Source organism: Salinibacter sp., from assembly GCF_042218895.1.
Lineage (GTDB): Bacteria > Bacteroidota > Rhodothermia > Rhodothermales > Salinibacteraceae > Salinibacter.
Genome location: NZ_JBDGQQ010000044.1, coordinates 1 through 26,526 on the forward strand (window position 1 = coordinate 1; position 26,526 = coordinate 26,526).

The following is a 26,526-nucleotide window of genomic DNA, read 5'->3' on the forward strand; positions in this document are numbered from 1 at the left end:
CCTCCGCGATGTCGGCAATGCCCTCCGTCCACGCAGTCGCCTGCGTCTCCTCCTCCGCCAGTTCCTCCTGTATCGACCTCCGTTCCTCCACGATTTCCGTCCGACGTTCGTCGACCGCCTCGCGCAGGTGATCGCTAATGTCATCGGTGTCCTCGAATAGATCGTCGATGGTCCTGCGGACCTCCTCGTCGGTTCGCGTCTGGGGACTCGGGTCCGCATCGATTAGTCGCTGGACCTGCTCCTCCGACAGCGTTCCCTCGCGGTAGACGGGCAGTCCGACCGGTACAAGTTCCTCAAGAATCGAGGACGGGGACCCGTCCCCACTTGCGACCGCGTAGCGGGCCAACAGGTGGAAGACGACCGTCACCTCGGGGGCGTCGTCGGTGACGAAATAACTGGTCCGGCCGTAGTGCTCCTTCACCTCCCGGAACGTGTCCTGCTTTACGACCTCCACGAGACGGCGAACGAGCGGGTGGCCCAGGTCCAGGACCGTCACGTCTGGATCGTCAAGCCCGTAGGCAGGGTCGAAGGTGGCCCGCTCGATGACCTGGTCCACTTCGGCGGTGCGAAGCTCCGGGGCCGTCAATGCGACGCGGAAGGTATCGTCGTCATTCTCCTCGATCCGGCAGTCAAACCGGCTCAGACCGCTCCGCACGAACTGCTCGATCTGCTCGGGCGAGCCAATCGTGCGCTTCGTCTCCTCCAGTCGCTCTTCGATGTCCGGGAGATGGATGTGCGTCTGTCCGTAGAAGCTGTCTCCTCGGATTCGGTCGAGCGTGTCCGTCGAGAAGGGATCGTCCAGCTCCTCCGGGACATCGCCGTTTGACGACGGCTCCTCCTTTCCGGCCTCGAACAGGGTGAGCTGCTGGGGACCAATCTGGATGTCGTGCTGGGTGAGGAGCTGCATGATGTCGGTCTCCTCCCCGAAGTACGGGGGCGAGAATCCGTACTGCTTCCGGATCTCCGCGGCCTTGCGGACGAGCACCTTCATGATGCTGGCATCCAGCGTCTCGTCCATGACCAGCGTCCGGATGTAGACCGTGTCCTTTTGCTGTCCGAACCGATCTACACGGCCGTTCCGCTGCTCCAAACGATTCGGGTTCCAGGGCAGCTCGTAGTGGACAACTTGCGAGGCGGCGTGCTGGAGATTGATGCCCTCCGAAATCGCATCGGTCGCCACCAGCACGGCTTTGTCCGATCGGTCGAAGTCCTGAAAGACCTCGCGCCGCTTGCCCTCCGAGAGGCTCCCGTGAATCGTAAAGACATCCGTGTCCGCAAACCGGTTGGAGTCCCCGATCTGCTCGGCGAGGTACTCCAGGGTATCGACGTACCGGGTAAAGACGATCACCTTGTCCTCCTCCCGAAATCGCTGTGGAAGAACGACCTCCAGGAGTTTCGAGAGCTTGTTGTCCCGCGACGGGGTTACCGTGTCGGCCTGCTCGATTGCTTCCTCCAGCACCTCGATCTCCTTCTCAATCGCGGCCACGTCCCCAAACACGGACCGTTCGGTCCGCTCGGCGGCTTCTTCGTCGTCGAGCCGCTCCCCAGTGTCCTCGTCGAAGACCGTCGCCTTCGCCTCGTCCTCCGAGACCGACACGTCGGCTCCCAGCTCTTCCTGGAGGCGCTGTCGGAGGCTCTCCTTCCGGTTGCGGAGAGACTGGCGGAGAGCCTCCGGCGAACTTAAGGCCCGCTTATGGAGATGCAGCACGGTCCAGTTGGCCAGGTTCCTCGCGCGGCCTCCTCCTCGCCGAGCGCTTTCGAGAACCTGTTGCCCGTAGTCCTCGACGGCCTCGATTGCTTTTCGCTCGTACGAGGTCGGGGGGATGATTACCTCGTCCTGGTCGCGGTCCGGGAAGGGGTTTCGGTCCGCATCGACCCCGAACCACTCCTGCACGTCCTGCCGTCGCCGCTGGCAGACGTGCCGCTGGGCCAGGTCCCGCCGGATCGTCGGGTCGTGCGAGGGGCCGTCCACGAGCCGGTCGTCCAGCAGGCGCAGGAGGCTCGCAAACGCGTCGGTGTAGCCGTTGTGGGGCGTCGCCGTGAGGAGCAGTAGGTGCTGAATGCGTTCGCTTGAGGCGACGGCCTGAGCAAACTTCCACCGCTCCGTCGTTTGCGATTGGTTCGGCCCCGTCTCGTGGGGCTTGGCGGCGAGATGCGCCTCGTCGAAGAGCGCCACGTCCCACTGCTGCTCCAGGATCTGATTCTTGACGCGCGGCTGCTTGGCGTAGTCGATCGACGTGATGAGCACCGGAAACTGCTCCCACGGGCTTGCCCCGGCGGGCAGCTCCCGCTCCATCTCGCGGCGGTGCCGCGTCGAGATGATGCGGGCGGGCAGGTGGAAAAAGTAGTCGAGCGCCTCTCGCCACTGCTCTCGGAGCGAGGCGGGCACGACCACCAGGATCCGCGACGCCAACTGCCGGGCCATCAGCTCCGTGATGATGAGCCCCGCCTCGATGGTTTTTCCGAGGCCTACGTCGTCGGCGATGAGCATGCGCACCCGCTTCCGCATCTCCAGCGCCATGACCACCGGTACGAGTTGGAAGTTCTTCGGGATGACCCGGCTCCGCTGTAGGCTCAGGAGCGGGGCCGTGCCGTGCAGCATACTGAGCCGGTGGGCCCGGAGGAGAAGGTCCTGGGCTTGCGGCGTCCCGATGGTTTCTTGCGAGGGCCAGTCGAGCTTGCCCCGGCGTATCTCCTCCTCCATCGGTAGGTAGAACCGCTGCTGCCCGTCTCCTCCACTGTCGATAGGCGTCGCGGTGAGGACATCCCCATCCTGCTGATCCACTCGCCAGAGGCGATCACGGGCGGAAATAACGGTTCCTGGAGAGAAAGTTTGCTCGGACATAATAGTCCCCTTTGAGAGGTTTCGCAGTGCGCTGAGACGAGCTGAGGCCCGGATCGACGTGTTCAGATCGCATCCCTTCCATGCGATTTGAAGGGCCAGTAACGTAGCAAAGAAGTGGTGCTATGGCAATGACATCGCTACGAGGACGCATGGCCTTCCGGGTACACATAAAGTTGGGCTGATCCGCCGGTATAAGAGTACGCCGTCCACGGCTACTCACGCACTTCCCGGGCCTTCCACGTCCGGACCAGAAATGTTGCCATACTCCCGGCGAGATTTACGGTCAGTTCCGCGTGTCGAGGCTGAGCCCGGTATCTTTTCTCGCTTCCGTGTGCATCCCCCTCCACGTTGCGAATCGCACCGAGTCCCTGAACGACGGACTGACAGTTCCCGAGGATCTGACCGAATAGGGGCTCCGAGTATTGCCCTGGTGCGAGATTTAGCTCTTCGGCGACATGGTGGTACAAATTCGGCAGATCATCTTTCTCGTCGTACTCGACACCCAACTCTTCCAGAATCCGCTTGCAGACGGACTCGATGAGGGTTCGGGACGCCGTGATTGCTCCCTCCGGATCATTCTTTCGACGTTCAAGGGCTTTCTGCCAAACGCGCTGGACGTGGTTCGAGTCGAGCGTGTCGAGGACGGCTTCCACCTCCGGGTCCGACGGGCTTCCCCCCTCTTCGAGTGCGTCGAGGAGCGGTGAGAACTCGCGCCAAAGAAATTGACGGCGCTTCTTGTAGGTGCCGAACTCGTTCTTGATGAACGACCAGAAGTGTTGGAGCGTCCGACAGCGCTCGACGAAGTCCGGAAGCTGCTCCCGGGCACGAGGGTCCTCCCGAAGATGCCGTCTCAGGGCTCGATACTCATCGTCTTCGTGAGCGCCCCCAGTGGCCCGACCGACAAGCAATTCTTGCAGCCGCTCGGCTTTTCGGAAAAGCTCGTCTGACACGGCCTATCAAATGACTCGGACACTGATTACGAAGGTTCTATCCTCCATCAGGACCCAAAGGTCTCCTCCATGGCCTGCCCCATAAACTCCGGATGCGCGTGCATATACTTTTCTGTTACCGAAGAACTCGAATGGCCGAGTATCTCCTGTATAATCCGCTGCGGGACCCCTTGCATTGCAAGCCATGTTCCGGCAGTGTCTCGGAGGGAGTGGAGGCTGAGGCGCTCCTTGTCGTCGAGATCAGCCTTTCGAATGAAGAACTTGAATCTTTGAGTGAGGGTATTGGGCTCGATGGCTTCGTCGTTGCGGTTCGTCAAGACGTACGTCGTCCTTTCCCTCTTCCCTTCATCAACACGGCGATTCAGAACCTCCTCGGCATCACCCCGGATTGGAACTGCTTTCTCATGTCCGGACTTCGAGGTGAACTCCTGACCCTCCTCATCTCCCTCACGGTTCCGGACAAATAACATACGTGACTCCAAGTCAACGTCTGACCACCGCAGATTGAATAGTTCACCGCGGCGAAGACCGGTGGATACCGCTATTCGAATCGCATCCTTAATCCACTGCACGTCCGGAGAGCGACCCACAGCGTCTTCTGTATTTTCGGCGTGCTCATCAATCGTACTCAGGAGTGTATCCACCTGACTGGGAGTCAAATACTCCGGCTTTTTCTCCTGCTTCTTCGGCTGGTCAATCCCGCCGAGTGGAGACTCGTCGATATGGTCCTGCTCTTCGGCCCAGTTGAAGAATAGTCGCAAGTGCCGGTATCGCTTCCGCTTCGTAGCTCTGGATGTGTCCGCCTGAAACAGGTAGGGCCGCAGATGCTCCTCCATCACATCCTGCAACATCAAGCCTGGTGTGGTCTCCTCCACCCACGCCTCCAGTTGCTGCTCGTACGTATCGTGAGTATTGTCTCGAACAGTCCCCTGCTTATCGTCGAGAAATTCCTCGACCGCTTCTGCTACGTTGAGGTTCTCAGAAGGTGCACCGTCCTTCCAGGGGTCATACTCGCCATTCTCCCACTTTTCCTCCAATCTGTTGGTCTCCTTTCGGGCGGCGCTTTTTCGAGTTATTCGGAGAGAAAACTCCTTCCGTTTGGGCGAGCGGTCGGGATCGTAGAATCGGATGGAGTAATACTTTTCTCCGTCCTTTTTGCGAAACGTGGCCATGGTGACAGGTCAGGTCTCTGGAGAGTCGGAGCGGTATTCTGAATGCGCACGTCCCCCGGTCTCCTGCACAGTGTAGTCTTCGTATTTCTCGTCTTTGACGACGAAGCGGTGGCGTCCCATTTGCACTTCATTGAGGTCCCCTCTGTCCAATGCATTGTAAATAGCCTGTGCTGTGCACCCCTTCTCACGGGCTGCCTTCGTTGCGAGGAGGACATTTGGTTCAGCGGACATAGACGGTGGCGAATTTTTTCGTCACAACGAGATTGGATTATAACGAGTCTATTGGATTAATTCAAGACAGTTCGACTCACTCCTTCATTTTCCCCTACCTCAGTGATGCCGGAATCCCAACTGCCAGAATCTCAACATGAGAAGTTGAAGACACGCCTCTTTCACTACGCACGCTCGATGGTTCAGATCAGGCTCCCTCGCCTATCGGTCGAAAGTCCCGACGAGAATGGGGAACGCACTGCACAACCTGAAGAAACAGAGGAAAACGTGTCAGTGGATTTCCAACTGCATACCCTGAACCACGTGAGGAGAGAATGGAAAAAACTCCGATCTTACGTCTTGGGTGACGATAAGAAAGAAACAAATATGGTCGGCCCCAGCGATGTGAATATGGAGGCAGTCTCGTACCTGGAATCGATGGTCGAAACGTTAAACAGACGGGACGAGGAGCTAAGGAAAAAGCAATCCCGGATTCGTAACGACAAGAAGTCATGGAATCAGAGTCTTGACGATGCCGACGACGGTCCGCACGACCGGGAGACTCTTCGCGAAACGATCAGCGCGCTGGAAGACCGTCTCCGGGAAATCGATGAAAAGCTCTCCCTCATTCGGTTCCGACACTCATTGGCGGAAGCAATGCTGACCCAAATTTTTGTGGTCGATACCGTCCAGACATGGGAGGAGTTTTATCCACGTGGACTCAGAGAAGACGTATCAGATTTGAGTATACATGGGAAGAGGGCCATCGCGATAGGCATTATGGTTGATACAGTAAAAGGAAAAACAGGATATCATATCAAAGAATTTGACACGTATAAAGAGTGCTTTAAAGAGATTATACCATATAAATACCCTCTTGACAAAGGGTATATGACAACGAGAGGCTCGTTAGACCAATTGGGCATTTGGGAGGCGGAAACAGAAGGAGAAGAAGCCGAAAATCTGCAAAAAATACTTCTTAACTGTGTGCATTTTATGCGAGAACGAGATTGGAGGCCCGAAAACGCTGACTACTTTGCCAAGCATGCACTGGAGAATTTAGGTCGGAGAGATTAAGTCGCTTCAAGTCTCAAAGTCTTGCATCGCGCAGGTCGGCGAAACACCTTGCGGGTGCTACTTGACGCTGCACCCTTTCTCAATGTCCTGCAATGAGGATGAGAGATCAGCAGTCCGAGGCCGCAAACGATCAGATAGAGTTGCCGGACGGGCTTCCTCCGGCATGGACTCTGTTGCTCGCCTGGCTTGCGCTCACGCTTATTCAGGCGTTCAGAGAGGAGAACAAGAAGCTACTGGAGGAGCACCGGAAGATGGAGGCGCTCCTGTCGATTGAAGAGGTGGCCGACATCCTCGGAGTCTCCAAGCGGACGGTCGAAGACATAGTCGCCGCCGAGAGACTGAAACCAATCTGGGTAAAGGGGCAGAGAAGATTCCATCCGGACACCGTGGATGCTTATCAGCGCAGTCAAGCGCGGAAAGATAGGTAGTCTCCTCTAAATGGTCTGCCCCTAACAAGAATGCCCCGGTGCCGTGTACGGCGACACCAGGGCGAGAGCAAGTGTCGGCAAACACTTACCACGATGGGGAATCCACCCCCGGTCCGGACGGTTCCGGAGACGGGGATGAGGATCCCTCTCATGTCCATTCTGTCTTTTCTTCCGGCTCGTCCGAAGCTCGGGAGGAGTGCACCTGCGGCTTCTGCGGCGGTGTCGAGGTCGAATACAGCGAAATCGACACGCACAGCGGCGAGGTCGAGGACCGCTCGTTCAAGAAGGCCAGTCAGAAGGAGCGGTGCCCCCGGTGTGGCGGCTATAACCTCAATTGGCGCCAACGCTTCATCGCCCACTGCGCCTCCGTCGGGAAGCGTTTAGGCCGAAAACGTCGCGTTTTCTTCGTCTCGTTCGTCCTAATTCGGTCCGCCGCGGAGGAGGCAGGGCTCGACACCGATGAGAGCTACGAGGTCCTCAAAAACCTCTGGGACAGGGCGCGGCGCGGCATGAGGCGCCGCGCTGAAGAGGTGGACTACAGCGGAGTGCTGGCGACCCGTCCCTCCGACGACCGCTACCATGGACACGTGCTCGTCTATACCTCGCTCACCCGCTACGAATTGATGCGGGCCTTCCACGTTCGCGGGCTCGACACCTATATCGAGCCTTCTGACAACACCGCGGCGACAAAGGGGAACGACGGTAGAAGCCCAGATGACGAGGGCAGTTCCGGCGCCAACGACCGCGACGACTGGGACGCGAGAGCACGCTTCGGCATGCCGAAGGACGAGGGGATGGATGCCGAGGGCTTCGCGGCGAAAAGGGGGGCATACATTTGGGAGAACGCGGCAGCCTCAAAACATTCTCGGTATACCTCTTCCCGAGGCAATGGCGCGGGCTATAACAGCAAGGAGGCGCGGCGACGGCGACGCGAAGCAGTGAATGGGCAGAGCGACGGAAACGGAGACAGTAAATCTGACCGCGACGGCGACCCAGCCCCAAGCGACCCCAGCCCCAGTCCTAATAGCAACGGGCGTGGCAGCAACGGTAACGGCGAGCAGGATCCGGGCGGTTCTGAGGGTCGCAACCGCGGCCCGAATCGCGGCAATCGTCGGAGCAGAGCCCCGCCGGTCGACTGCGGGGAAGGGCATTTTCCGGACCTGGACGCAGCGTTGGCCGCCGCGAAGGCCGCTTTCACCCGGCGCGTTGGGACAACCGTGCCCGTGGTGGACGAGGGCAGCGCAAAACTTCTCAAGGTATACCGCGATGGGGATCGACTGATGTGCGTCGTGGTGAAGCACGGGCAATCCACGACTACGAAGGTGCCATGGGGACAGTTGGGCGTAATTAATCCGCCGACGATCCGTAGTGGATCAGGCGGAACGAGTGGTAGGAGCAATCACGGGAACGATGATAAGGGCAGATCAGACCGCGACGGGGACGGAGAAAATTCCGATTCAGAGTCGAGCAACGGCAGTACGCCGCCTGATCCTGGAAAGGGTGGAAGCGGCGGTAACGGGGACGATCCGGACGGTAACTCCGCCGACACGGATGGTGCCGACCCGGCCGATCCAGACGGAGACGGTCCCGATGAGGACAGTCCCGACGACGATCCAGACGAGGATTCCGCCGACACAGACGGTCCGGACGGGGACGATGGGAACGGAGAAAACGGTTCGTCGGGCGACGATGGAGACAGTGGTGGAAACAACGCTGACGGGAGCAAAGACGACGGTTCGGCCACGGACGACGACCCGAGCGAGCGGTTCGAGCAGGCAGCTGACAAATCCGTCGTGCAGACCGAGCTTCCCAGTCGAAAGCGATTAAAAACAGTTTTCGACTACCAAACCGGAAATGCGAAAGCCTCAATACTCCCCCCTCGGCATTCCCCTTCGGCCTGATGCCATGCTCGAAAACACAACACACTACCCTCGACGCTCACAGTCAGATATTTACAGACATGTCAAATCAAAAAGTAACCGACATACTCGACTACTGCGGATGTGACGAAGTCTGCATTCATGACCAGAGATGGTCGGTGTCCAAGGCGGACTGGATCTTCAGCACGAGGACCGAGACATACACGTGCGATCGTGATGAGTCTCTCCGAATATGCCCGAATGACCCCAAAACCGGCAAAGAGATGGGTCGGATTCTTTCGGGACGCCTCGGAGGCCGACCAGGCTCCGAAGGTGGAGCAGACGGAGTAAGCCTTAAGCACCCGACAGTTCGAAGAGTCTCCGATTCCTGGTGACAATAGCCTAACCGACCATTCAGGATTTACCTCACACAATCTCTCTAAGCCAAGCCAGATGAAAGTCATGCGCATTCCCAGCTTTGACAGAGGAAAAGATTCGAAGCAACAGAATCTCTTCGATACGTCGAAAACTCCTCGGCTCAATGGCCAAGCGGGGCAAGGAGGCCTCAATGCTCCAATCCGTGCAGTGGGCCTTCCAGTGACGTTTCTGGAGAGAATCGATTGGTCCAATGAGCTTGATGGTCAAATGGAGCACCTCCTGCTCTCTCGGGCCGCTTTCATCAACCGGAAGACACGGGTCTACGACGGGTACGCTAAGGCTCACCAAGCAGGGAAACCTCCATCTGGACACGCGGAGTCCGGTAGCGAAACGAACAGCGGGGAACAGAGCGGCCGGAGCGTCACAGCCATTCGGGGGTTGGCGATAGACATCTGGCGCCGTATCTTCAAGAAAGCTGTGCCAAAAGAACGGCTCGGTGATGATGAGGGGTTTGCCGGTCTCCACAATCGGGTGAAGAGGATAATCCGCCAGTCCAGCCACATTGTAGCCAAGAATCCTACGGTCCACGACCCAGCCGCCGACTACCAGGTAGACCCCATGCAGGATTTTCGAGGACGGCGCCTGCCTCTCTCGAAGGAACTGGAGATTGCAGCTCGGGGGCGCCTCGCACCTTACCCGCCTCTTTTCATTCAGTGTACCGGCCCAAGGCCTTGTGACCCGCGAGACATCTGGACGAACTTTGAATGGCGGGTCGCCAGGGGGGAAAACCTGCATCGGAGCTTCACCCAAGCAATTACGGATCCTCAGGGTGACGACAACCGCCGTCCGACCAGTAAGCGCCGCTTCGAAGATCAGAGTGAAATCCGGAGGCCCAATGGTCCCAAGCAGAAAAGCATCGGTCGCTGGCGGCCCGGGGAGGTCATGCGCACCGACCGCCCGAGCTGCGCAGTTCGAGTCCCTTGGCTCATCGCCGATTTCAATCCGAGGCTTGAGAAGGATCTCCGCTGGTGCGCGCGGCAAGCCCGGGGGCTGATTTCTTTCCTTAGAGATGTAGACATTGACCCCTCCGATATAGTCGTCGTCCGCTCGGGCAACGGCTCCATCCAGATCCGTATTCCGGACGGGGTAGTAGGAAGCCCCATTTACCAAAACTCCCGTGCTGCCGCGTATGTCATCAAGGGCTTTTTCGACGACATTTGCTCGACAGATCAGGTCGTTCGGAAGGCAATCGATGACCGGCTTTTCCACCCGGGTCGTCTCGCTCCTGTTATCGGATCGACCGACCCCGAGTCGGGACGACGGGTCGTCGGCACCGACGGTCGAACGTTTCGGGAAAGCCCCGACGAGTTTCTTCGGGCATCCTCTGGACAGGACTTCAAGTACACCAGGCCGGAAGACTGTCCCGCTCCTCGGCAAGCAGAGTTCCTGTGGTTTCCATTCTTGCACCTTGGCCAAAATCGGCGAAATCCAGAACACAGGCATGCCGGAGGCGCCCGGGATGGAGAAGATATCGGCTTCCTCATCCGACAGAGCCACTCCCCTTTCGGCGATGATCCAGCCAGTGGTTCTGTTCGTTCTCGCGTGTTGAACGGCCTGGCCAATGGCGTAGCCCAGGGGGAGAAATGGGGAACCCTCATTGACCCGACGTACACTGGTCAAAAACGGGCCGCACTCTTCGTCGCCAATGACCGGTTGCAGGCACGAGAAAATCCCACGCAGGCGTGGCATGACGTAAAAGGATGGAATCAGCTCAACAGCCCGCCGCTGCCGGAGGATCAACTGAGATCCATATTTGTGGAGGTAAAGAGGTCCATGTTTGAAAGACTGCTAACCACCTGGTCTTGATCGTGAAAGCTCAGGCACGGGCGTGCGGCCTGCATCACGGGCGGTCTTGCTGGTCCGATGAGTTTCCTCCGACCCTGACCGAGGCAACATGGAGCAAGCTTGATTCAACGCGCCGAAAAACCCGTCGAGATCTGCTGTTTTCACGCGGCTTGACCATGATCTTGGAAAGATGTGCAAGGGGAGCGCTCAGGGACCCGCATGCGGTCCCCCTCTCAACCATCCCCTTGCGCCATTCTTCCGAACGTTGACTCATCGTTTCCCGTGAACTTGAGTCAACGGGCGAAGAGGGACCAGCCTGGCGGGTGAGATGTTGGGCTTGGGTTGCTGCCTTCGTCCCTGTCAGGCGCGCCAGAAGCCGTTTCTATGAACCTTGCGGCCCGGGGCGGGCAAGCCCGGGACCATCCCCCATCTTCCGGCGATTTAACCAGCGCGCGAAGACAGAAACCCGAGCGCCAGCTCTCCCTTGCGCAGGAGCGGTGGCCGGGCCGCGCTCGATGCTCTTCAAATAGCGCCCCTCTCGAATCCCAAAACCGGCCTCCCCATGCCCAACCGCAGCGCAAGCCAGAACGGCCGCCCCACCGAGGACAATCTCCCAAGCACAGACGACCTCCTCACGCAACGGGAGTACGCCTCCAAGATCGATGTCACCCCCAGCTATGTAAGCAAACGGACCAAGAATGGGAGGCTCATCGACGGAACCTGGTCCCCCTCACGAGACGCCGTGGTCGACGAGGAGGGAAACCTCCTCGGCTACACCGACCCAACTCCGCGGCCCGGCTCAGAGAGAGGGGCCTCCCCGGAGAGTGCCCAGAAGGCCGCCGGTGTCTCCGCGGAAGGAGGAGAAACCCGATACGGAATGGGGAATCGCGAAAACGGCCGACCGAGGGAGAACCCTTCCGGACAAAACCCCTCGACGGGCCAGTCCGAGAGTAGTGGCCAGTCCCGAGAAGGCAGCGGGCTCGACGAAGCCCTCGGAAAGGCAGGAGAGACTGCCGGGCGTCAGGTCGCAAGGAGCCCAGGAGCACTTCGAGGGTTGGTGCGTCTGGGAGGAGCGGCCGTAGGAGCTATCCTTGCAGCAAAGCTCATCGGGCGCCAGGCGGGTCCAGTTCTCCTTGGCACTGTCATCGGGTTCGGTGTCATGGAGTATGCCATCCGCGCGGAGGATACTCGCCCCCGGAAACCCACCCTCAAAATCCGACCGAAGGGACTCAGGCGTCCGTCCAGTTACAGCTTGCCGCCGGGTATGAGCCAGAGCGGTCTCCAGAACCAGATTCGCAGTCAGCCCATGGTCGAGACAGAAAGGCTCGCGAGTGCAAGGCCGGGTGGGAAGCAGGGAGCGGCCTCTCGATAAGACGGACCGTTGAGGCGAGCTTCCAGTGGTAACGGTGTGATAAAGGCGATCAAGAATGCAAGTTGGGATGTGGAGGGTTCTTTAGCGGGGAGAGTTCAGTTGAACCCCTGCGACATTTTCGCGTCTCCTTTATCGAACTGCTTACTTCAAAAAAATCCAAAATTATGTTAGACCCCCTTGAGCAGTGGATTTGCGACACCTGTGGCGAGGTGATTGATGGCAAAGAGAATGGGTACACCATCTGGAAGCAAGATGATGACAGAAGACTTCATAGTTTCAAGATTGTCCACCATCCGGATTGTCTCCAAGATGATCACCTTCTGTCCACGTCGCTGGCCCGCATGACAGGCATGCTGGGTATGACGAAGCTTCTCTCATATCTCAGCCTCGGTCCGTATCACAACGGGGAGGGTGGGGAACGGAAGCCCAGAGACTTTGACGAGTTCGTAGATTTCTTTCGTCGCCTACAAGTCCCGTACTACGAAGAAGCGCGTTTGTACTACGATCAGGAAGAGGCTTTGCATATGATGGGTGGGGCAAACGAGTACGCCCCTTATCTCCCCAGGAAGATGCGCCGCCTAATTGAGAAGGTAGGCTCGGAATACTGAGTCATCAATGGGTCGAATGGGCAATAGACATCGGGGTGACCGCCTGTGCCTGCCGGTTCGAAGATAGAACGCCCGAGACAGCCCAGATTGCCTGCATGGGACACCGCCCCCGAAGTGGTCGACAGCACGGACGTGGATGTGACCATCCAACACCGGACATGACCTCGCGGAGTAACATGGGCATGGAGATCACCGTCGAATCCTCCCTTCGCTCAACGGAGAAAAGACCACTCAATCGGCTAATATACCTGCCTAAGTATAAGATCTGGCAGAACGCGAATTACACACCTTCAGAGCCTTGACTCGGTTGCGCCCGGCAGGTTATTTACCGGCCCTTATGATTGGGGCGATTTTGGCATTAAAGGTGCCCCGTCCTTCCGCACGCAGAAGTTCACCGTGACGGTCCGATCCTCGTATTCGTACACAACCCGCTTTACCGCTTCCTCCCTGGCGTGCTTCGAAATCGCCTCGTCAAGCTCCCAGATTCCCTCCTCGAAGAAGGCCTCAATATCTTCATCGGTGGGGTTGGTAAGAACGACTTCCACCTCCACCGGTCGACTGTTAATCCTGACGACAGGATTGAATTTGAAGAGGTACTCTTCCGTCTCCTCGGCTTTTCGGTCCATCAATTCCTTGACCTTTGACTTCAAAGCGCCGTAGGCGTCGGCACCAACCTTTGCCAGAAATCCGGCGGCGATGCTTCCTGCGACGAACTTCCCGGCAATAGTCAGGACTGATAGTACTTCGTAAGCCTTTTTCCCTTCCCTCTGAGACTCTGCCCCAAGAAGGTCTGCGATCTCATTGATCGTCTCCTGGTCCTGTTCGGTGCGGTACGTGCGGTCGTAGACGACACAGGGACTGTCATCGCCCCATTGTCTAATTGGAATCTCCCGATCGAGGAAAGGTACCCTGTCCCCTTCCTCAAATTGCTCCATCACGCCAACAAGCTCGTACTCGCCGTCTTCTCTTTCTCGCAGTTCGGCGTCGACAATCCTTCCCTGAGGAGGCACACGAGGATCGTGCTCTACTCCCATCGGGACTACTTTCGATTCGATCCTTTCGGCCATTCCCTGTAAAGCACTCCGGGCAAACTTCTCACCGTGCCTGTCGACATGCGTGGTAGCGAGTACAGCCTGGATCTCTTTCATAACCTACTCAAGGGTAGCTCACAGGGTATCGAGACTTCTATCGGCTCTCAGCGGGCCTACTTTCGCGGAATAGGGAGTTAAAGCCCCAGGTGCGCACTCGACGTGTTCTCCAAAAGCCTCTGAGGCCGCACGTACTCCCGAAACGCCCGGTCGCTCTCGTGCCGACTCTGCGCCTGGATCGCCGCGTCGGGCGCGCCTTCCATCGACGCCTGAGTGATGTGCCCGGCTCGGAGGGAGTGCCCGGTGTAATCATCGGCCTGAGGGAGTCCAGCGGCCTCGGCTGCTCGTTTTACGGCATTGCCGACGGTGCGACCCGTGATTGCATCGCGCGAAATGAACCCCGATCGGGGCACGCCCCGAAAGATCGGCCCGTCGTCGATCGACGCGACGGATGCCCATCGCCTCAGCGCCTTGACGGGACAGTAGCCCGAGTCCTCGATCCGTCGGATGGCCACAAGCTGCCCTTCCCCTTCCTGGTCGGTCTTGCTCTCAGGCACTGTGACGAGAAGCCCACTGGGGCGAGACTCGATGTGCTCCACGCGGAGCGCCGCAAGCTCGGACCGCCGAAACGCCCCTGCAAATCCCGTCAGGATCAGCGCCCGATCCCGCTTACCCCTAAGCCAGGCCGCCTCTGCCTCCGTCCCGTTCGGCGGGCTTGCGTCTCCCGGCAGCGTGTCGACCATCTCTTTGACGTGCTCAGTTAGAAGCGGTGGAGCCTGCTCCGGCGTCCGGTTGCTCTCCCGGCGGATGCCGCGCATAACGTTTTGGACCCCCTTCGAACGAGTTGGGCTTATGAGCCCGCGCTCGTCATGGGCATGCTGAATGGCGGCCACGCGCTGAGACAAGGTTGAGGTCGCCAGGTCCTCGGCCCTGTCCGACAGGTAGAGAGCGACGGCCTGCTCGCTCGCCGGGGCCGCCTCCAGGCCGTGCGATTCGCAAAACGCAAGGAAGTCCTCCCAGCCTCGCTGGTAGGCCTTGCGAGTGTTCTCACTCAGAGCAGACTCGTGGTACTCGACGGCTTTTCCCGCGAGGTCTTTCAATTCAGGACTGAGCGCTCCACCCTCCTCCCCACCGGCATTCTCGTCTTCGGGAGCAAGAGTGGTCGGTACAGAGGGCCCGTCTTGGGCAGATTCAGGGGACATGTGTAATCACTGTTCGTTTCGCATAAGGGAACTTATCGGAAACGTAGATTCCAGCTTCAAAATGGTTGCTGAGGAGGCGGATTGCAACCATGTTAGTCTGACCATAGCCTGGTTTCGGCGGGATGTTCGAAGTGGTCAGCACCAGGAAACAGCAGCGACTTGAGGTCCCTTCCAAAATCGGAGAGGTGCATGCCCGTGCCCACGACGTTTCCGGACGGACCCTGATCCGGCTTTAACACTTGGCCTACGCGATGCGGAGTGGGCAGATCGAGAGCTACAACGAGGAGGTCACAGGCGTGGTGCGCTCCGTCTCTTCTTCCCATTGAAAGATTGTCCGCGGTCTCTACGTCGGTCTTTCGCTGTTTACTTCGGTGTCCCGTGTCCCAACCTCCGCGCATTGAGGTACACGTACATCGATGGCGATGCGGAGGGTGCGGCGGGTGCCTTGTGGTCTTTGTCATTCTCCTATTGGTCCTGGCCCTCTTCGCATAAGGGCCCTCTTTTTCGTCGTGGCTCGCCTCTGGCGAAACGTCTGGTAAAAGTGACTGCTCACCCGTACGATGGGGAAAAACGAACCTTTTCTCCCCAAATGCCACTACCGGACGACTTGCACGCCTCTTTCCTCCGATCCCAGCAGTGACCACACTCGTGCCTGAGCGACCCGACGTAGAGCGGCTCCGACGGCTCACTCGGTTTATCCCGAAGTTTCGGACGTATAGCGAGACAGAAAAGGAGTTCGGGGAAGTCTCAATGGACGGCGGGTTGCACGCGCAGTACCCCTACCTTCTCCATTCCTTTCTTGAGCAGTTAGAGGAGGACGAGTGGCTTGAGGGCCCCTACTCCGGAGAAGAAGGACAACGCTACGCGAAGAACCCTCTGCTGATTGAGGAGGCCGATATTGAGACGCTGCGGCGCCTGTTGGTGTATTGTAGTCGGGGAGAACGCTTCTGTACTGGATTTTGGAAGCGTGTCGTTGAGACTGGTTTCCTGCTCGGGATTCTCCGCCGACTCCGCGACATCCAGCACAGTCTCGAAGACGGATCCGAGACGAAGTGATTTCGATCGCAGACGCTGAGAGATAGGACAATCAAGACAACCCCATTTCCAAACGCCCGTCCACGCTTCATGGCAGACGTTGATCGATTCCGCGAGGCAGCCTCTTCGCTACAGGAAATTGCCGAGCGCTACGGCCGATTCGAAGAACGCCCAGAGGCCTTCCTCGACTTTATCCACGAGCTTGATGAGTCGCATCTCCAGGCCTTCCTTGACCGGGCCTCTGAGTCCCTTACCTCGGAAGGGCATATCCGCCCGGTCGTTTTTCTCCGCTTCGTGGTCGTCGAGCGGATCCTCGATGGGAAGAGGGTCTCCGCCGATGACATCGACGAGATTAAGAGCCACATCGACGCCAAAAACGTCGATTTCTTCGATGATTACCCCGAACTGCATGACGAGATCGCCAACCAAAAAGACCGGGAACGGAGCGCCTTCCAGAGCTGGACACTTTTCACCATTCTGCACGGGATCGATTACCGTCCCCGGGTTCATGACTGCAAGACCTGGTTGAGCGACATCGCCGACTTTCTCCGGGAGAAGCTAAACCTCTCGGACTGCGACTACCATACCGCCGGATTCGATTACAACCAGAACTTTGGTACCGATCACTGCTGGGTTGCCTTCTATCCAGATGAAGCAAAGGATCACCAGGAAGCGTACCAAATTGCCTTCATGGTCCACACCGAACACTTCCGCTACGGCATTGCATCTGGTGATCGGACCGGCATCGAGGAGCACGAAGACCTTCGAGACATGCCCGGAGAGCCGCGTGTTGAGCTTGAGAAGATGCTCTCCACCTACAGGAATCTTATACCACGATTCCACAAGCTGAACCGAGAACTTTTAAGGGATGAGACCTCACAGAAACGAGAAGTCCGGCGAGATGAGCCCCTCAACAAAATTCTCCATGGGCCTCCCGGTACCGGAAAAACCTATTCCGTCCAGCGCCGAGCCGTCGAAATCATCGAGGGCAAACGACAGGAGGACTCTTCCGAGAAGATTTCCGGGCGATTCCGCAAGTACCTCGACGATGGACAGATTGAATTTGTGACATTTCACCCGTCCTACGCCTACGAGGAGTTCGTCGAGGGGCTGCGGTATGACACGGACGAGGGAGTCCCTGTCGTTCAGGATGGAATCTTGAAGCGCCTGACCAAACGCGCGGTTAATCCCTATCCTCAACCTCGCCGAAAAGAAAATGCTCAAATATGGAAAATCTCACTCGGCCGCCAGGATAACCCGAACATCTTCGAGCGGTGCATGAGAGAAGGTGAGATAGCCATTGGGTGGATCCAGGAGCACAATTTTTCCAACGATACAGACCGAGCCTCCATCAAAGAGGTGTTCGATAAGCATTACGAGGAGAGCGAATCAAGCAAGTCTGGCAGCATCGATTCGGTCAATCAGTTCGTCAATGTTTTGAAGGATGGTGACTATGTGGCCGTCTACAACGACCCGGAGTCGATCCGAGCTATTGGGGTCGTAGCTGGGCCCTACGAGTACCACGAGGAGTACGACGAGTACCCCCACGTCCGACCTGTCAAATGGCTGGACAAGTCCGTCCAGCGGATCTATGAGATGAATGGCTCCACAAACCTGACCCTCAAGACCCTCTATCCTTTGAAGAGGGTGTCAATGGAAGAATTTTCGGAGCTACTCCCCAGTCGCCCGGACGAGGCTGAACCTCATGTCCTCATTATCGATGAGATCAACCGCGGCAACCTCTCCCGGGTTTTCGGCGAACTGATCACGCTCTTGGAACCGGACAAGCGGAAAGGGGCGCCCAATGAGATGAGCACCCGGCTTCCCTACTCGCAGGACCGGCTTACGCTACCGTCGAACCTGTACGTCATCGGCACGATGAACACGGCGGATCGAAGCATCGCGCTCCTTGACGCGGCGCTCCGTCGCCGCTTCCAATTTGAGGAGATGATGCCGGAGGCGGACGTGATCAAAAATCAACTCACCGAGGCCCTCGATGCCGATACCGAAAGCAGCGTGTCCGACTCCAACTTTACCCTGAGCGAAGCGCAGATCAGCTTGATTACAACGGTATTCGAGACGCTAAACGAGCGGATTACTGCCCTCGTTGACCGGGACCACCAGGTCGGACACAGCTACTTCCTTGGCCTTGAGTCGATGGCCGATCTCCGGGAGACCTGGTACCAGGAGGTCCTCCCCCTTCTCCAGGAATACTTCTACGAAGACCATCGGCGGCTCATCGGGGTTCTGGGCCGCTACGACGCGGAAGCCCAAAAAGGGTTTGTTCGGACCCAAGAGCCAACCGACCTGCTGGGCGATGGCGTTGGAGGCGGCGAGCCGATCTGGGAGTTCCACAGGTACCCAACGGGTGAGCTGGAAACCGCCCTCCGAAATACCTTCACGTAGCTCTCGCCATGGTTCTCATCCCCAATGGCTAATCTGCCTATCCCGAGCACCTCCGGATGTCCGATTCTCGCCGCCATATCCAGACCTACGAGCACGAGGAGGTCCCGTACGAACGGATAAGCTCGGTCTCCGGGCTTCGGTCGGCAGTGGCGGACACCGATAAACAAATCTTCCGCTTCTTACACCGCCATCTCAAAACCCAGCAGTTTGTTGGGCTCGTGCAGACACCGGAGGAGACCATCGAGGTCCTCCCGAAGATCCACCGGGAAAGCGACGCGAACCTCGGCTTTCTGGTCATGCTTCTCCGCCTGACCGGTGAAGCCGAACTGCCCGAAATTGGGACCGCAAAGCTCCGCGAAATTGGAGGGGCGTTCTTGCAGGTCTGGATTCGTCACTTCGCGGAGTCGCTCCACCGCCTTCTCAAACGCCAGTTCGATCGCCAGTACGTCGAGGTTGAGCGCGAAACCGGCTTTATCCGGGGGCGTCTTCGCGTTGAGGCGATGCAGAGCGGCCGAGAAAAGATCTCCGGCGAGTACCCGTGCCGCTACGAGGTGTATACGCCGGACCACCGGATGAACCAGGTGCTCAAGCGGTGCAGTGGGCTCCTCCTTAGGGAAGCGAGGGGCCACCGGTCACAGCGTCTACTCCGGTCTTGTCTGGACGTTTTGGACGGGGTCTCCGACCGCCCAGTCCGGGCCGAGGAAATCGACCGAATCAACCTCAATCGCCTAAACCAAAGCTACGAGCCGCTTCTGGACCTCTGCCGCCTGCTCCTCCGGGACTCGACGGTCGGCATCAGTTCGGGAGCCACCGACCAACTTGCGGTCGTCTTCAACATGAACACGCTTTTCGAGTCGGCTGTCGCGACGCTCCTCCGGCGGTTTCAAGACCGGCTTTCGATTGGAGGCCGCCCCATCCAGTCCGTACGCGTCCAGGAAGGTCTTGGGAAGCTCTTCGGGGAGTTTTCCATGCATGTTGACCTGTCGGTTATCGACGACAAGGGCCGTCGGACCCTCATCGATACCAAGTATAAGAGCCTCGGGGAGGGGCCTCACGGAGGGCTTTCGCAAAGCGACTTCTACCAGATGCACGCCTACGCGAGGGCCGGGGATCGGCAGTATGACCGAATCATCCTGCTCTACCCGAGTCCAAACGAGATCCGGAAACAATTTACGAGCGGTAACATCGATCTCTTCGTCCGCTCAATTGATCTTCGCACTCTACATGAACCGGCGACCGGACGCCTTAAGCACACGTCTGCAACTGAAGCCCTGCAAAACGCCCTTCAGGTCCCATAGGGGTACAACCGTCAACCGGTAAAGCTATGGGGGGAAGAATCCGCGAAGTCCTGGCTCACGGTCGTCGGTTCCGACCTCTCTTCAGACCCTGTCTCCCGCATCCCTACAAGTTTCGCTTTCCAGAACTTAGCGCGAAAGAAAACGGCAAGACTGGAGCGATAACGATCTGTAGAAGCGCCCTTCCCCTCCTCAGTTTCGCTCTACAGGTAGAAGGCGAAGCTTGGTATGCTGGTTAGAGCCTTCGTCCATCAAGCATAAAATCTGGCGGTGGTTATTCGAGGCCACCACGAGGAAGCTATTTATGTCTCGCCCAGGAGGACAGGGAGCTTCTATACAAGCTGAACCACTGTCAACCGAAAGTGGGGGATGATTCACCTGCTAATCTTTTACTGCGTATATAAAGACCCCAGCTATTAGGACGAAGAACCCCCATACGTGGGGTGGGATGATAAACCCTAATACGACGGCTCCCCAGAATGCGTAATCGAAGAAGTTCGAATCTGACGACTTCCCTGACTCCTGCGTAGAGGACTCACTTGTACCTGAGGACTTATCTTTACTTCGGCTGGATGAGCGACCTGATGTCGATGTGCTTCTTGAACTTTTAGTGCTACTTGTTCTCGAAGTCGATTTTCGAGAAGTGCGCGTTGGGTCTTTGACGGTTCCACCGCTTATTTTGACAGTTCCAGAACAGCCACTACAAGTTCCCCTTCCTGATGTACCCTTTTCAAACTGGATAGGATCACCGCAATGCGGACAGTCGTCCACCCGACGTGTCGCACTGGGTATGGATAAAATCGCCTCGAACGCGCTCTCGTTCAGCTGAAAGACCTGAGGATATTGGTCACGAATGTGCCTCACAGACTCCTTGATCTCCGTGTTGTCAGGGTCAACCCCCATTACATTCTGGAGTCCAACATCGATCTCCTCAGTGCGCTCTTTAAACTCCTCCTCATCGATGACCCCCAAATACCGTTGATAGAAGACCGCAACAACGTGCTTGACAAAGTCGTGGATCGAGGAGGACTCGGCAATCTCCTCAAAGCTCTGCTCGATTTGTGCATTTTCCCGTACGAACTCCTGCGCCGCCTGAAGACGGGGATTTTCCGGATCCAACTCCACAGCTGCATCCACGAACTCCTGCGCCAGCCGATAGACATTCGCCTCTACCAACATCTGACCCGTTTGGGCCAGCATAAACGCAGCATACTTGCGGTCATCTTCAGTTTCCGGCAAGTCCTTAACGGTCTCCAGTTCGTCCTTGAGAATCTCCGTCTCCCCCTGCGCAACGTAAAGCCGGAGCTTATCGTAGTAGCAGAAGAAGTCTTCGAAATCGAGCTTATCGTCGGCCCAGATCGCTGTATCGAGGACCTCGTGTGCCTCCTCCGCTTTCTCCTGGTGAAATAGCACTCTGGCAAGGGCCCTCGCGGCAGCATAGTCTCCTTCGTCTTCCTCCCACACACCGCGGAAGGCTTTCTCGGCTTCTCCCAGCCTATCCAGACTTTCGAGGGCGTGGCCACGATTTAAACGGTATGCGGTGTTCTTCTCGTCAAGTTCGACAGCTTTGTCGAACTGATCGAGAGCATCTCCTGGGTTTCCGTTCTGGAGATATGCCTGCCCGAGATGATTTCTAAGCAAGCCGATCTCAGGGCCAAGAACGACGGCCTTCTTCAGGTTTTTGATCGCCTTCTCGAAGCCCGGGTTCTCCTGATTCAGTATCCGTTCTGCCTCATCTTTCAACTGCTCAATCTTTTCTCCGTGGGCGGCGAGGTTGTCGTACTCCCTGCGAGATACGGGATTCGATAGCACATCGTAGGCCTCTCGAATCCTCTCGTGACCCTCCTGGTCCTGTTCGGGCGGGTGCTCCCGAACCTTCTGGTAGAATGCTTTCTCAATCTCAGATTGGGAAGCGTCATCAGAGACGCCAAGTACCTCGTAATGGTTTTGGTCAGGTGTCACTGGGTAGGGAGTGTCTTTCAGAGAAAAGAGGGTGTTGTGCCAATCCCAATCTCAGGAGGTAGCGTCCTCAGAAATGTGCGCTTAATCCTCCTAACGCAAGTTATGGTGGCCAGGATGGCTGCTTGAGAGGCTCGTAACTGGTGGGCTACCTTGCTGACCATCTGTCTATGATTCTGACAGGACCTTATCGATGAGTGACTTCAAAAACCAGCGCCCCCATTGTCGAAGAACTCCCCGACCTTCGAAAAACCGAGCGGCAGTAGGTCCGTAGCGATAATACACTCTAATGAAAACCCGACCCAGAATTGACTGACGAAGGACTTCGTCCCTGAATCTGCGCAACCTGATCACATTCGGATGATCGTAACTCCCATACACCGCTGTAGCGATAAAGCATCCAGCACTCGGTTTCTCGATTGACTTTCCGGAGATCTGAATTTCATTGAAGCAATTTCTGCACTGACCCTTCCCAGTCTGGTTTTTTCCGAATCGAACTGGTTCCCCACAGTGCGGACAGTCGTCTACGCGATCCGTTGCATCCGGCATTGACAAAATTACTTCGAAGGCATTCTCGTTTAGTTGAAAGACCTCAGGGTATTGGTCCCGGATGTGCCTCACAGACTCCTTGATCTCCGTGTTGTCAGGGTCGACCCCCATCACGTTTGGAAGCCCAGCATTAATTTCCTCAATCTGCTCTTCAGCTTCTTGCTCATCAACAACGCCCAGATACTGCTGATAGAATACGGCAACGACGTGCTTCACGAAGTCGTGGATCGAGGAGGACTCGGCGATCTCCTCGAAGCTCTGCTCGATTTGCGCATTTTCCCGCACGAAGTCCTGCGCCGCTTGGAGGCGAGGATTTTCCGGATCCAACTCTACGGCCACATCAACGAACTCCTGCGCGAGCCAGTAAGCGTTTACCTCTACTAACCTCTGACCCGTCTGGGCCAGCATGAACGCAGCATACTTGCGCTCATCTTCAGTTTCCGGCAAACCCTTAACGGTCTCCAGTTCGTCTGTCAGAACCTCCGTCTTTCCCTGGGCAACGTAAAGCTGGAGCTTATCGTAGTAGCAGAAGAAATCTTCGAAATCGAGCTTATCGTCGGCCCATATCGCTGTGTCGAGGACCTCATGTGCCTCCTCCGCCTTCTCTTGACTAAACAGCACTCCGGCAAGAGCCCTCGCAGCAGCATAATCTCCTTGGTCTTCCTCCCATACACCACGGAAGGCACGCTCAGCTTCTCCAAGCCTTTCCATCCGTTGGAGCGCATGACCGCGATTTAAACGGTACGCAGTGTTCGTCTCGTCCAGTTCAACGGCCTTGTCGAACTGCTGAAGAGCATCCTCCGGGTTTCCGTTCTGGAGATATGCCTGGCCGAGTCGATTTCGTAGCAAACCGATCTCGGAACCAAGAACGACGGCCTGCTTCAGGGTCTTGATAGCCTTATCGAAGTCCGGGTTCTCCCGATTCAGGATCCGTTCTGCCTCACCTTTCAGTTGCTCAATCTTTTCTCCGTGGGCAGCCAAGTTGTCATACTCCCGACGCGATACCGGATTGGATAGCACATCGTAAGCCTCCCGAATCCTCTCATGGCCTTCCTGGTCTTGCTCGGGAGGGTGCTCCCGAACCTTCTGGTAGAAAGCCTTCTCGATTTCGGATTCCGAAGCGTCCTCGGAGACGCCAAGTACCTCGTAATGGTTTTGGTCAGGTGTCACTGAGGAGCAGTGTGTCTTTCAAGAAGATGAGATATAGGAGCGGACAGTAGAGTTGTAGTAGAGAGTGTCACTGTACTTTTCTGCGATCAGATTGGCGTACCTCTGGGCTTCCGTGCCCGAAAGGAGTTGTACCAGAGCATAGGCGGCCTGGGCTTCGTAGTGGGGGTACTCTTCCCCCAAAGTCTTTATTTTAAGCAACTTTTGGAGATTCTCTTCTGCAATCTCTGATTCACCAACTTGATGAGCAGAAATCCCGAGCATGTAACGATGCTCTATTTCGCTCCCAACCGTATCGGAACTAATCTCAGTTAGCAGTTCCACGACCTTGCGAAAGTCTTCCGATTCCCACGCGCTGATACCAGCAGCGTAGAGCCCCTGATCGATTGCCCTCCGGACAGACTTCTTCGCAACCTCGATCTCAGCCGCATCAGAGATACTACCTGTAGTGGCCCACGCTTTATTTGCGGCCAGGGGCTTCCCTCTCGCGAGATACAGGTTAGCACGCCCCGTACGTCGGAAAATGGATTCAACTTGCCTCGTCCGTTTTTGCAGCGAATCGATTTCCGCAGTTAGTGCCTCAACCTTCGTACTTCTCGTCTTCTCGCCGATGTAGGCGTCGTATATTCCAATTCCAACCGCGAGTCCAACCAGACCAGCCACACCCACAACAGCGACCTGCTTTTGCCAGCTTGATCTCTGCGTTACCTGCGAACCTGAAGAGACTTCTTCATCTGGTAAAGGTATTCCGTGCTCTTCGAGAAAAGACCGCTCCTGTTGAGAAAGCGGTTCCTTCAGTTCTGTACCCGCGCGCTCGGACAGGAGCAAAAGTTCACGGTACGATGCACTGGGATCGGGGCTCTGATATTTCTTGCGAAGCGCCGACGTGTCATTGAGAAAACGATTCCAGTCCGATACAGACCTATCAAGGGCACTCTCGTAATCGGGCAGTTCTGCGTAGATCTCTGCCTCTCTCGCCCACGTAAGCAGCCGCTTCGCCAACTCGAAGTCACCGTGCCGGATAGCCAAGGCCAGCCCGAAATCCACAAACTGAATGCAGTACGGACACAGTCTCAATGCGGTGCGAACTTGTTGAAGGGCCTCCGGAATCTGTTCCGACCGGACGGATCGCACCGCATCGTTATAGTGAGGCCCAGCAGCCCTCAACAAGGCCTCAACAGCCTCCTCCCCGTCCTCTCGATCTGCGATAGATTTGGGGACGACAGCAGTAAGACCGGCAACCGTTATTTTCACTGGTGAGGCCATTGCACGTAGATTGGTGGCGCAGAGAGAAGAGACAGATTCAGACGATCAGAGAAGTTCGAAGAGGACGTTGGTAATCTTCTCTTCAAGAACCTGCACCCGTTCACCATCATCATCGGCGAGGGCACGCTTCATGACTTCCAACAGAGAGCGAAGTCGTTCTTCCTTCTCTGTCTCCATGTCGCTATCGAGTTCGTCCTTCGCAACTTGAAGGAGGGCTCTCACCTCGTCAAAGTACTCGGACTCTTTCCAGCCTTGCGCAATCTTCTCCCTCGCCTCTTCGACCTGATCTTGGTTCATCCCGGCATGTGCCTGAAAGGTAATCTCTTTTCCGGTTTTTACAATCTCTGCCGTAATGTCGAGCATCCCGTCCGGGGTGTACACAAAAGTGAATTTCACTTCTTGTCCCTCTGGCCCCGGTGGCATATCAATTTCGAGGTTAGCCAACAAGGTATACCCTCGCTGTTCATTGGGCTCACCATCCATCTCCGCCTGCGCCGAGTCAGACTTAGTTGCACGCTGGTATACGGGAAGCTCTATTGAATCTTGATTTCGATGATCAGTCTTTTTAGTGAAGATATGTGGTTGCAAAATCTTCGAGTTGGGCTCGATTATTTCGACGTATCGACCAGAGCGTTTACCTCCATTCCGAATCTCAGTAGTAGCTGTGCCGAGAGAAAGCGGGCATACATCCATGACGACCGTGTCGGTTCTCCCGTTAATGATTGCAGCTTGGCTCGCAGCTCCCAACGCGACAACCTTCCTCGGGTCGATCTGGCTCAGAGGCCGATGGCCCGTCGTGTGTTGCACAAATGATTCGATGTATGGGTCTCGTGCTCCCTCGCCTACCAGAACTACGTCTCCAAGATCAGACCGAGCAAGAGCGGCGGCGTCCAATACGTTCTCGACGGAAGATGCTGTTTCAGCCACGAGGGACCCGATTAGATCCTCGTACTCCGACCGGCTGATTTCTACGTGTAGGTCTACCGCGTCTTCATCCTTCACGGCAAAGAATGGGATGTGAGCCGAGGTCTCTTGGCTATGTACCAACTCGTTCCTAACACCCTCGCACGCGAACAGAAGTCGGAAGTAGTTCCCTGACTCTGGCTCAACGCCAATTCCGTGCTTCTCCTCAAATTTCTCAGCAACGTGCCACAGGAGCGCCTCGTCCAGGTCTTTCACACCGAAATGAGCGTCCCCAGCGGACGCCTCTATGTCAATTACATCCTCCGTCCGTCTCACGATTGACACGCTGAAAAACCCGCGCCCGAGGTCATAAACCATCACATATTCCCCCTCTAACCCTTCGTCATGGTCGTATTTCAGGGCCGCGGCGGTCGGTTCATTGATAACCCGATCGACAGTCATTCCTGCGATCTCTCCGGCCTGCTGGGTAGCCCGCCGGGCGGGTTGCGAGAAGTTGGCTGGTACCGTGATCACGCAACGGTCAACCTCCTCTTCCAACTGCGCCTCTACTGAGCACTTGAGATGGCGGAATAAACGCGCCGCGATTTCTTCTGGGGACAGTTTCTGGGATCTAATCTCTTTGGACCCAAGTTCAATCTCCACATCTTCGCCCATCCGCCGCTGAATTTGCTCGACGGCAAGTCCCGAGTCCGATTGAAAGATCGACCTCGCCCTCTCGCCGACTGCTGGTTTGTTCGTCCCCGGGTCGATCCCAAAATACGCGTCGACGACCTCATTGCCACGCTTATCCTTGATGACGCGCGGTCCGTCACTGTCGTAGACCGCCGCCATGCAAGTTGCGACACCGAAGTCGATCCCGATACAGGCCATAACTGGACGGCTTCCCTGAAG

General features: G+C 57.0%; 18 protein-coding genes. 7 read left to right on the forward strand and 11 right to left on the reverse strand.

What is annotated here, in order from left to right:
* From ABEL04_RS04855 to ABEL04_RS04870, 4 genes are all read right to left on the reverse strand, one after another.
* The coding region (locus ABEL04_RS04855) for a helicase-related protein (RefSeq protein WP_375801261.1) at positions 1–2,845 on the reverse strand (2,845 nt) is incomplete at its 3' end.
* A 212-nt stretch (positions 2,846–3,057) separates the two neighbouring features.
* Positions 3,058–3,795 carry an abortive infection family protein gene (locus ABEL04_RS04860; protein ID WP_375801262.1) on the reverse strand — a complete coding sequence of 246 codons (738 nt, stop codon included), beginning with the start codon at positions 3,793–3,795 and terminating at the stop codon, positions 3,058–3,060.
* A 47-nt stretch (positions 3,796–3,842) separates the two neighbouring features.
* A complete protein-coding gene (locus tag ABEL04_RS04865) occupies positions 3,843–4,967 on the reverse strand; it encodes a tyrosine-type recombinase/integrase (protein WP_375801263.1) in 1,125 nt (374 codons plus the stop codon).
* Positions 4,968–4,976: 9 nt separating this feature from the next.
* Positions 4,977–5,198 carry a hypothetical protein gene (locus tag ABEL04_RS04870; RefSeq protein ID WP_375801264.1) on the reverse strand — a complete coding sequence of 74 codons (222 nt, stop codon included), beginning with the start codon at positions 5,196–5,198 and terminating at the stop codon, positions 4,977–4,979.
* A gap of 339 nt (positions 5,199–5,537) precedes the next feature.
* Here ABEL04_RS04870 and ABEL04_RS04875 point away from each other — a divergent pair, with 339 nt between their 5' ends.
* The 3 genes from ABEL04_RS04875 to ABEL04_RS04885 all read left to right on the forward strand — a co-directional run bounded on the left by ABEL04_RS04875 (position 5,538) and on the right by ABEL04_RS04885 (position 8,583).
* Positions 5,538–6,254: a hypothetical protein gene (locus ABEL04_RS04875; protein ID WP_375801265.1), complete on the forward strand. Its 717-nt coding sequence runs from the start codon at positions 5,538–5,540 to the stop codon at positions 6,252–6,254.
* 98 nt (positions 6,255–6,352) lie between these two features.
* The gene (locus ABEL04_RS04880; RefSeq protein ID WP_375801266.1) at positions 6,353–6,682 is read left to right on the forward strand and encodes a helix-turn-helix domain-containing protein; all 330 of its coding nucleotides are present in this window, start codon (positions 6,353–6,355) and stop codon (positions 6,680–6,682) included.
* Between the two features lie 71 nt (positions 6,683–6,753).
* Positions 6,754–8,583, forward strand: a complete 1,830-nt coding sequence (locus ABEL04_RS04885) for a hypothetical protein (RefSeq protein WP_375801267.1) — start codon at positions 6,754–6,756, stop codon at positions 8,581–8,583.
* A 384-nt stretch (positions 8,584–8,967) separates the two neighbouring features.
* On the opposite strand, the gene ABEL04_RS04890 is transcribed toward ABEL04_RS04885, so the two are convergent.
* The gene (locus ABEL04_RS04890; RefSeq protein ID WP_375801268.1) at positions 8,968–10,719 is read right to left on the reverse strand and encodes a hypothetical protein; all 1,752 of its coding nucleotides are present in this window, start codon (positions 10,717–10,719) and stop codon (positions 8,968–8,970) included.
* 1,581 nt (positions 10,720–12,300) lie between these two features.
* On the opposite strand from ABEL04_RS04890, the gene ABEL04_RS04895 reads away from it, so the two are divergent.
* Positions 12,301–12,744 (forward strand): hypothetical protein, encoded by a 444-nt coding sequence (locus tag ABEL04_RS04895; protein ID WP_375801269.1) that lies wholly within the window; start codon positions 12,301–12,303, stop codon positions 12,742–12,744.
* A 335-nt stretch (positions 12,745–13,079) separates the two neighbouring features.
* On the opposite strand, the gene ABEL04_RS04900 is transcribed toward ABEL04_RS04895, so the two are convergent.
* Positions 13,080–13,892, reverse strand: coding sequence for a hypothetical protein (locus ABEL04_RS04900; protein ID WP_375801270.1), 813 nt, complete (start codon positions 13,890–13,892; stop codon positions 13,080–13,082).
* A 77-nt stretch (positions 13,893–13,969) separates the two neighbouring features.
* Complete coding sequence (locus tag ABEL04_RS04905) at positions 13,970–15,034, reverse strand: tyrosine-type recombinase/integrase (RefSeq protein WP_375801271.1); 1,065 nt, start codon at positions 15,032–15,034, stop codon at positions 13,970–13,972.
* Between the two features lie 648 nt (positions 15,035–15,682).
* On the opposite strand from ABEL04_RS04905, the gene ABEL04_RS04910 reads away from it, so the two are divergent.
* The 3 genes from ABEL04_RS04910 (at position 15,683) to ABEL04_RS04920 (ending at position 19,773) form a co-directional block, all read left to right on the forward strand.
* Positions 15,683–16,090 (forward strand): DUF6508 domain-containing protein, encoded by a 408-nt coding sequence (locus ABEL04_RS04910; protein WP_375801272.1) that lies wholly within the window; start codon positions 15,683–15,685, stop codon positions 16,088–16,090.
* Positions 16,091–16,159: 69 nt separating this feature from the next.
* Complete coding sequence (locus ABEL04_RS04915) at positions 16,160–18,475, forward strand: AAA family ATPase (RefSeq protein WP_375801273.1); 2,316 nt, start codon at positions 16,160–16,162, stop codon at positions 18,473–18,475.
* A gap of 56 nt (positions 18,476–18,531) precedes the next feature.
* Entirely contained in the window at positions 18,532–19,773 is a 1,242-nt protein-coding gene (locus ABEL04_RS04920) for an McrC family protein (protein WP_375801274.1), read from the forward strand.
* A gap of 378 nt (positions 19,774–20,151) precedes the next feature.
* On the opposite strand, the gene ABEL04_RS04925 is transcribed toward ABEL04_RS04920, so the two are convergent.
* From ABEL04_RS04925 to ABEL04_RS04940, 4 genes are all read right to left on the reverse strand, one after another.
* Positions 20,152–21,732, reverse strand: a complete 1,581-nt coding sequence (locus tag ABEL04_RS04925; protein ID WP_375801275.1) for a DnaJ domain-containing protein — start codon at positions 21,730–21,732, stop codon at positions 20,152–20,154.
* Between the two features lie 165 nt (positions 21,733–21,897).
* The gene (locus tag ABEL04_RS04930) at positions 21,898–23,448 is read right to left on the reverse strand and encodes a CFI-box-CTERM domain-containing protein (RefSeq protein ID WP_375801276.1); all 1,551 of its coding nucleotides are present in this window, start codon (positions 23,446–23,448) and stop codon (positions 21,898–21,900) included.
* A gap of 18 nt (positions 23,449–23,466) precedes the next feature.
* A complete protein-coding gene (locus ABEL04_RS04935) occupies positions 23,467–24,711 on the reverse strand; it encodes a hypothetical protein (RefSeq protein ID WP_375801277.1) in 1,245 nt (414 codons plus the stop codon).
* Positions 24,712–24,756: 45 nt separating this feature from the next.
* Positions 24,757–26,505 (reverse strand): Hsp70 family protein, encoded by a 1,749-nt coding sequence (locus ABEL04_RS04940; protein ID WP_375801278.1) that lies wholly within the window; start codon positions 26,503–26,505, stop codon positions 24,757–24,759.
* Positions 26,506–26,526: the final 21 nt, after the last annotated feature.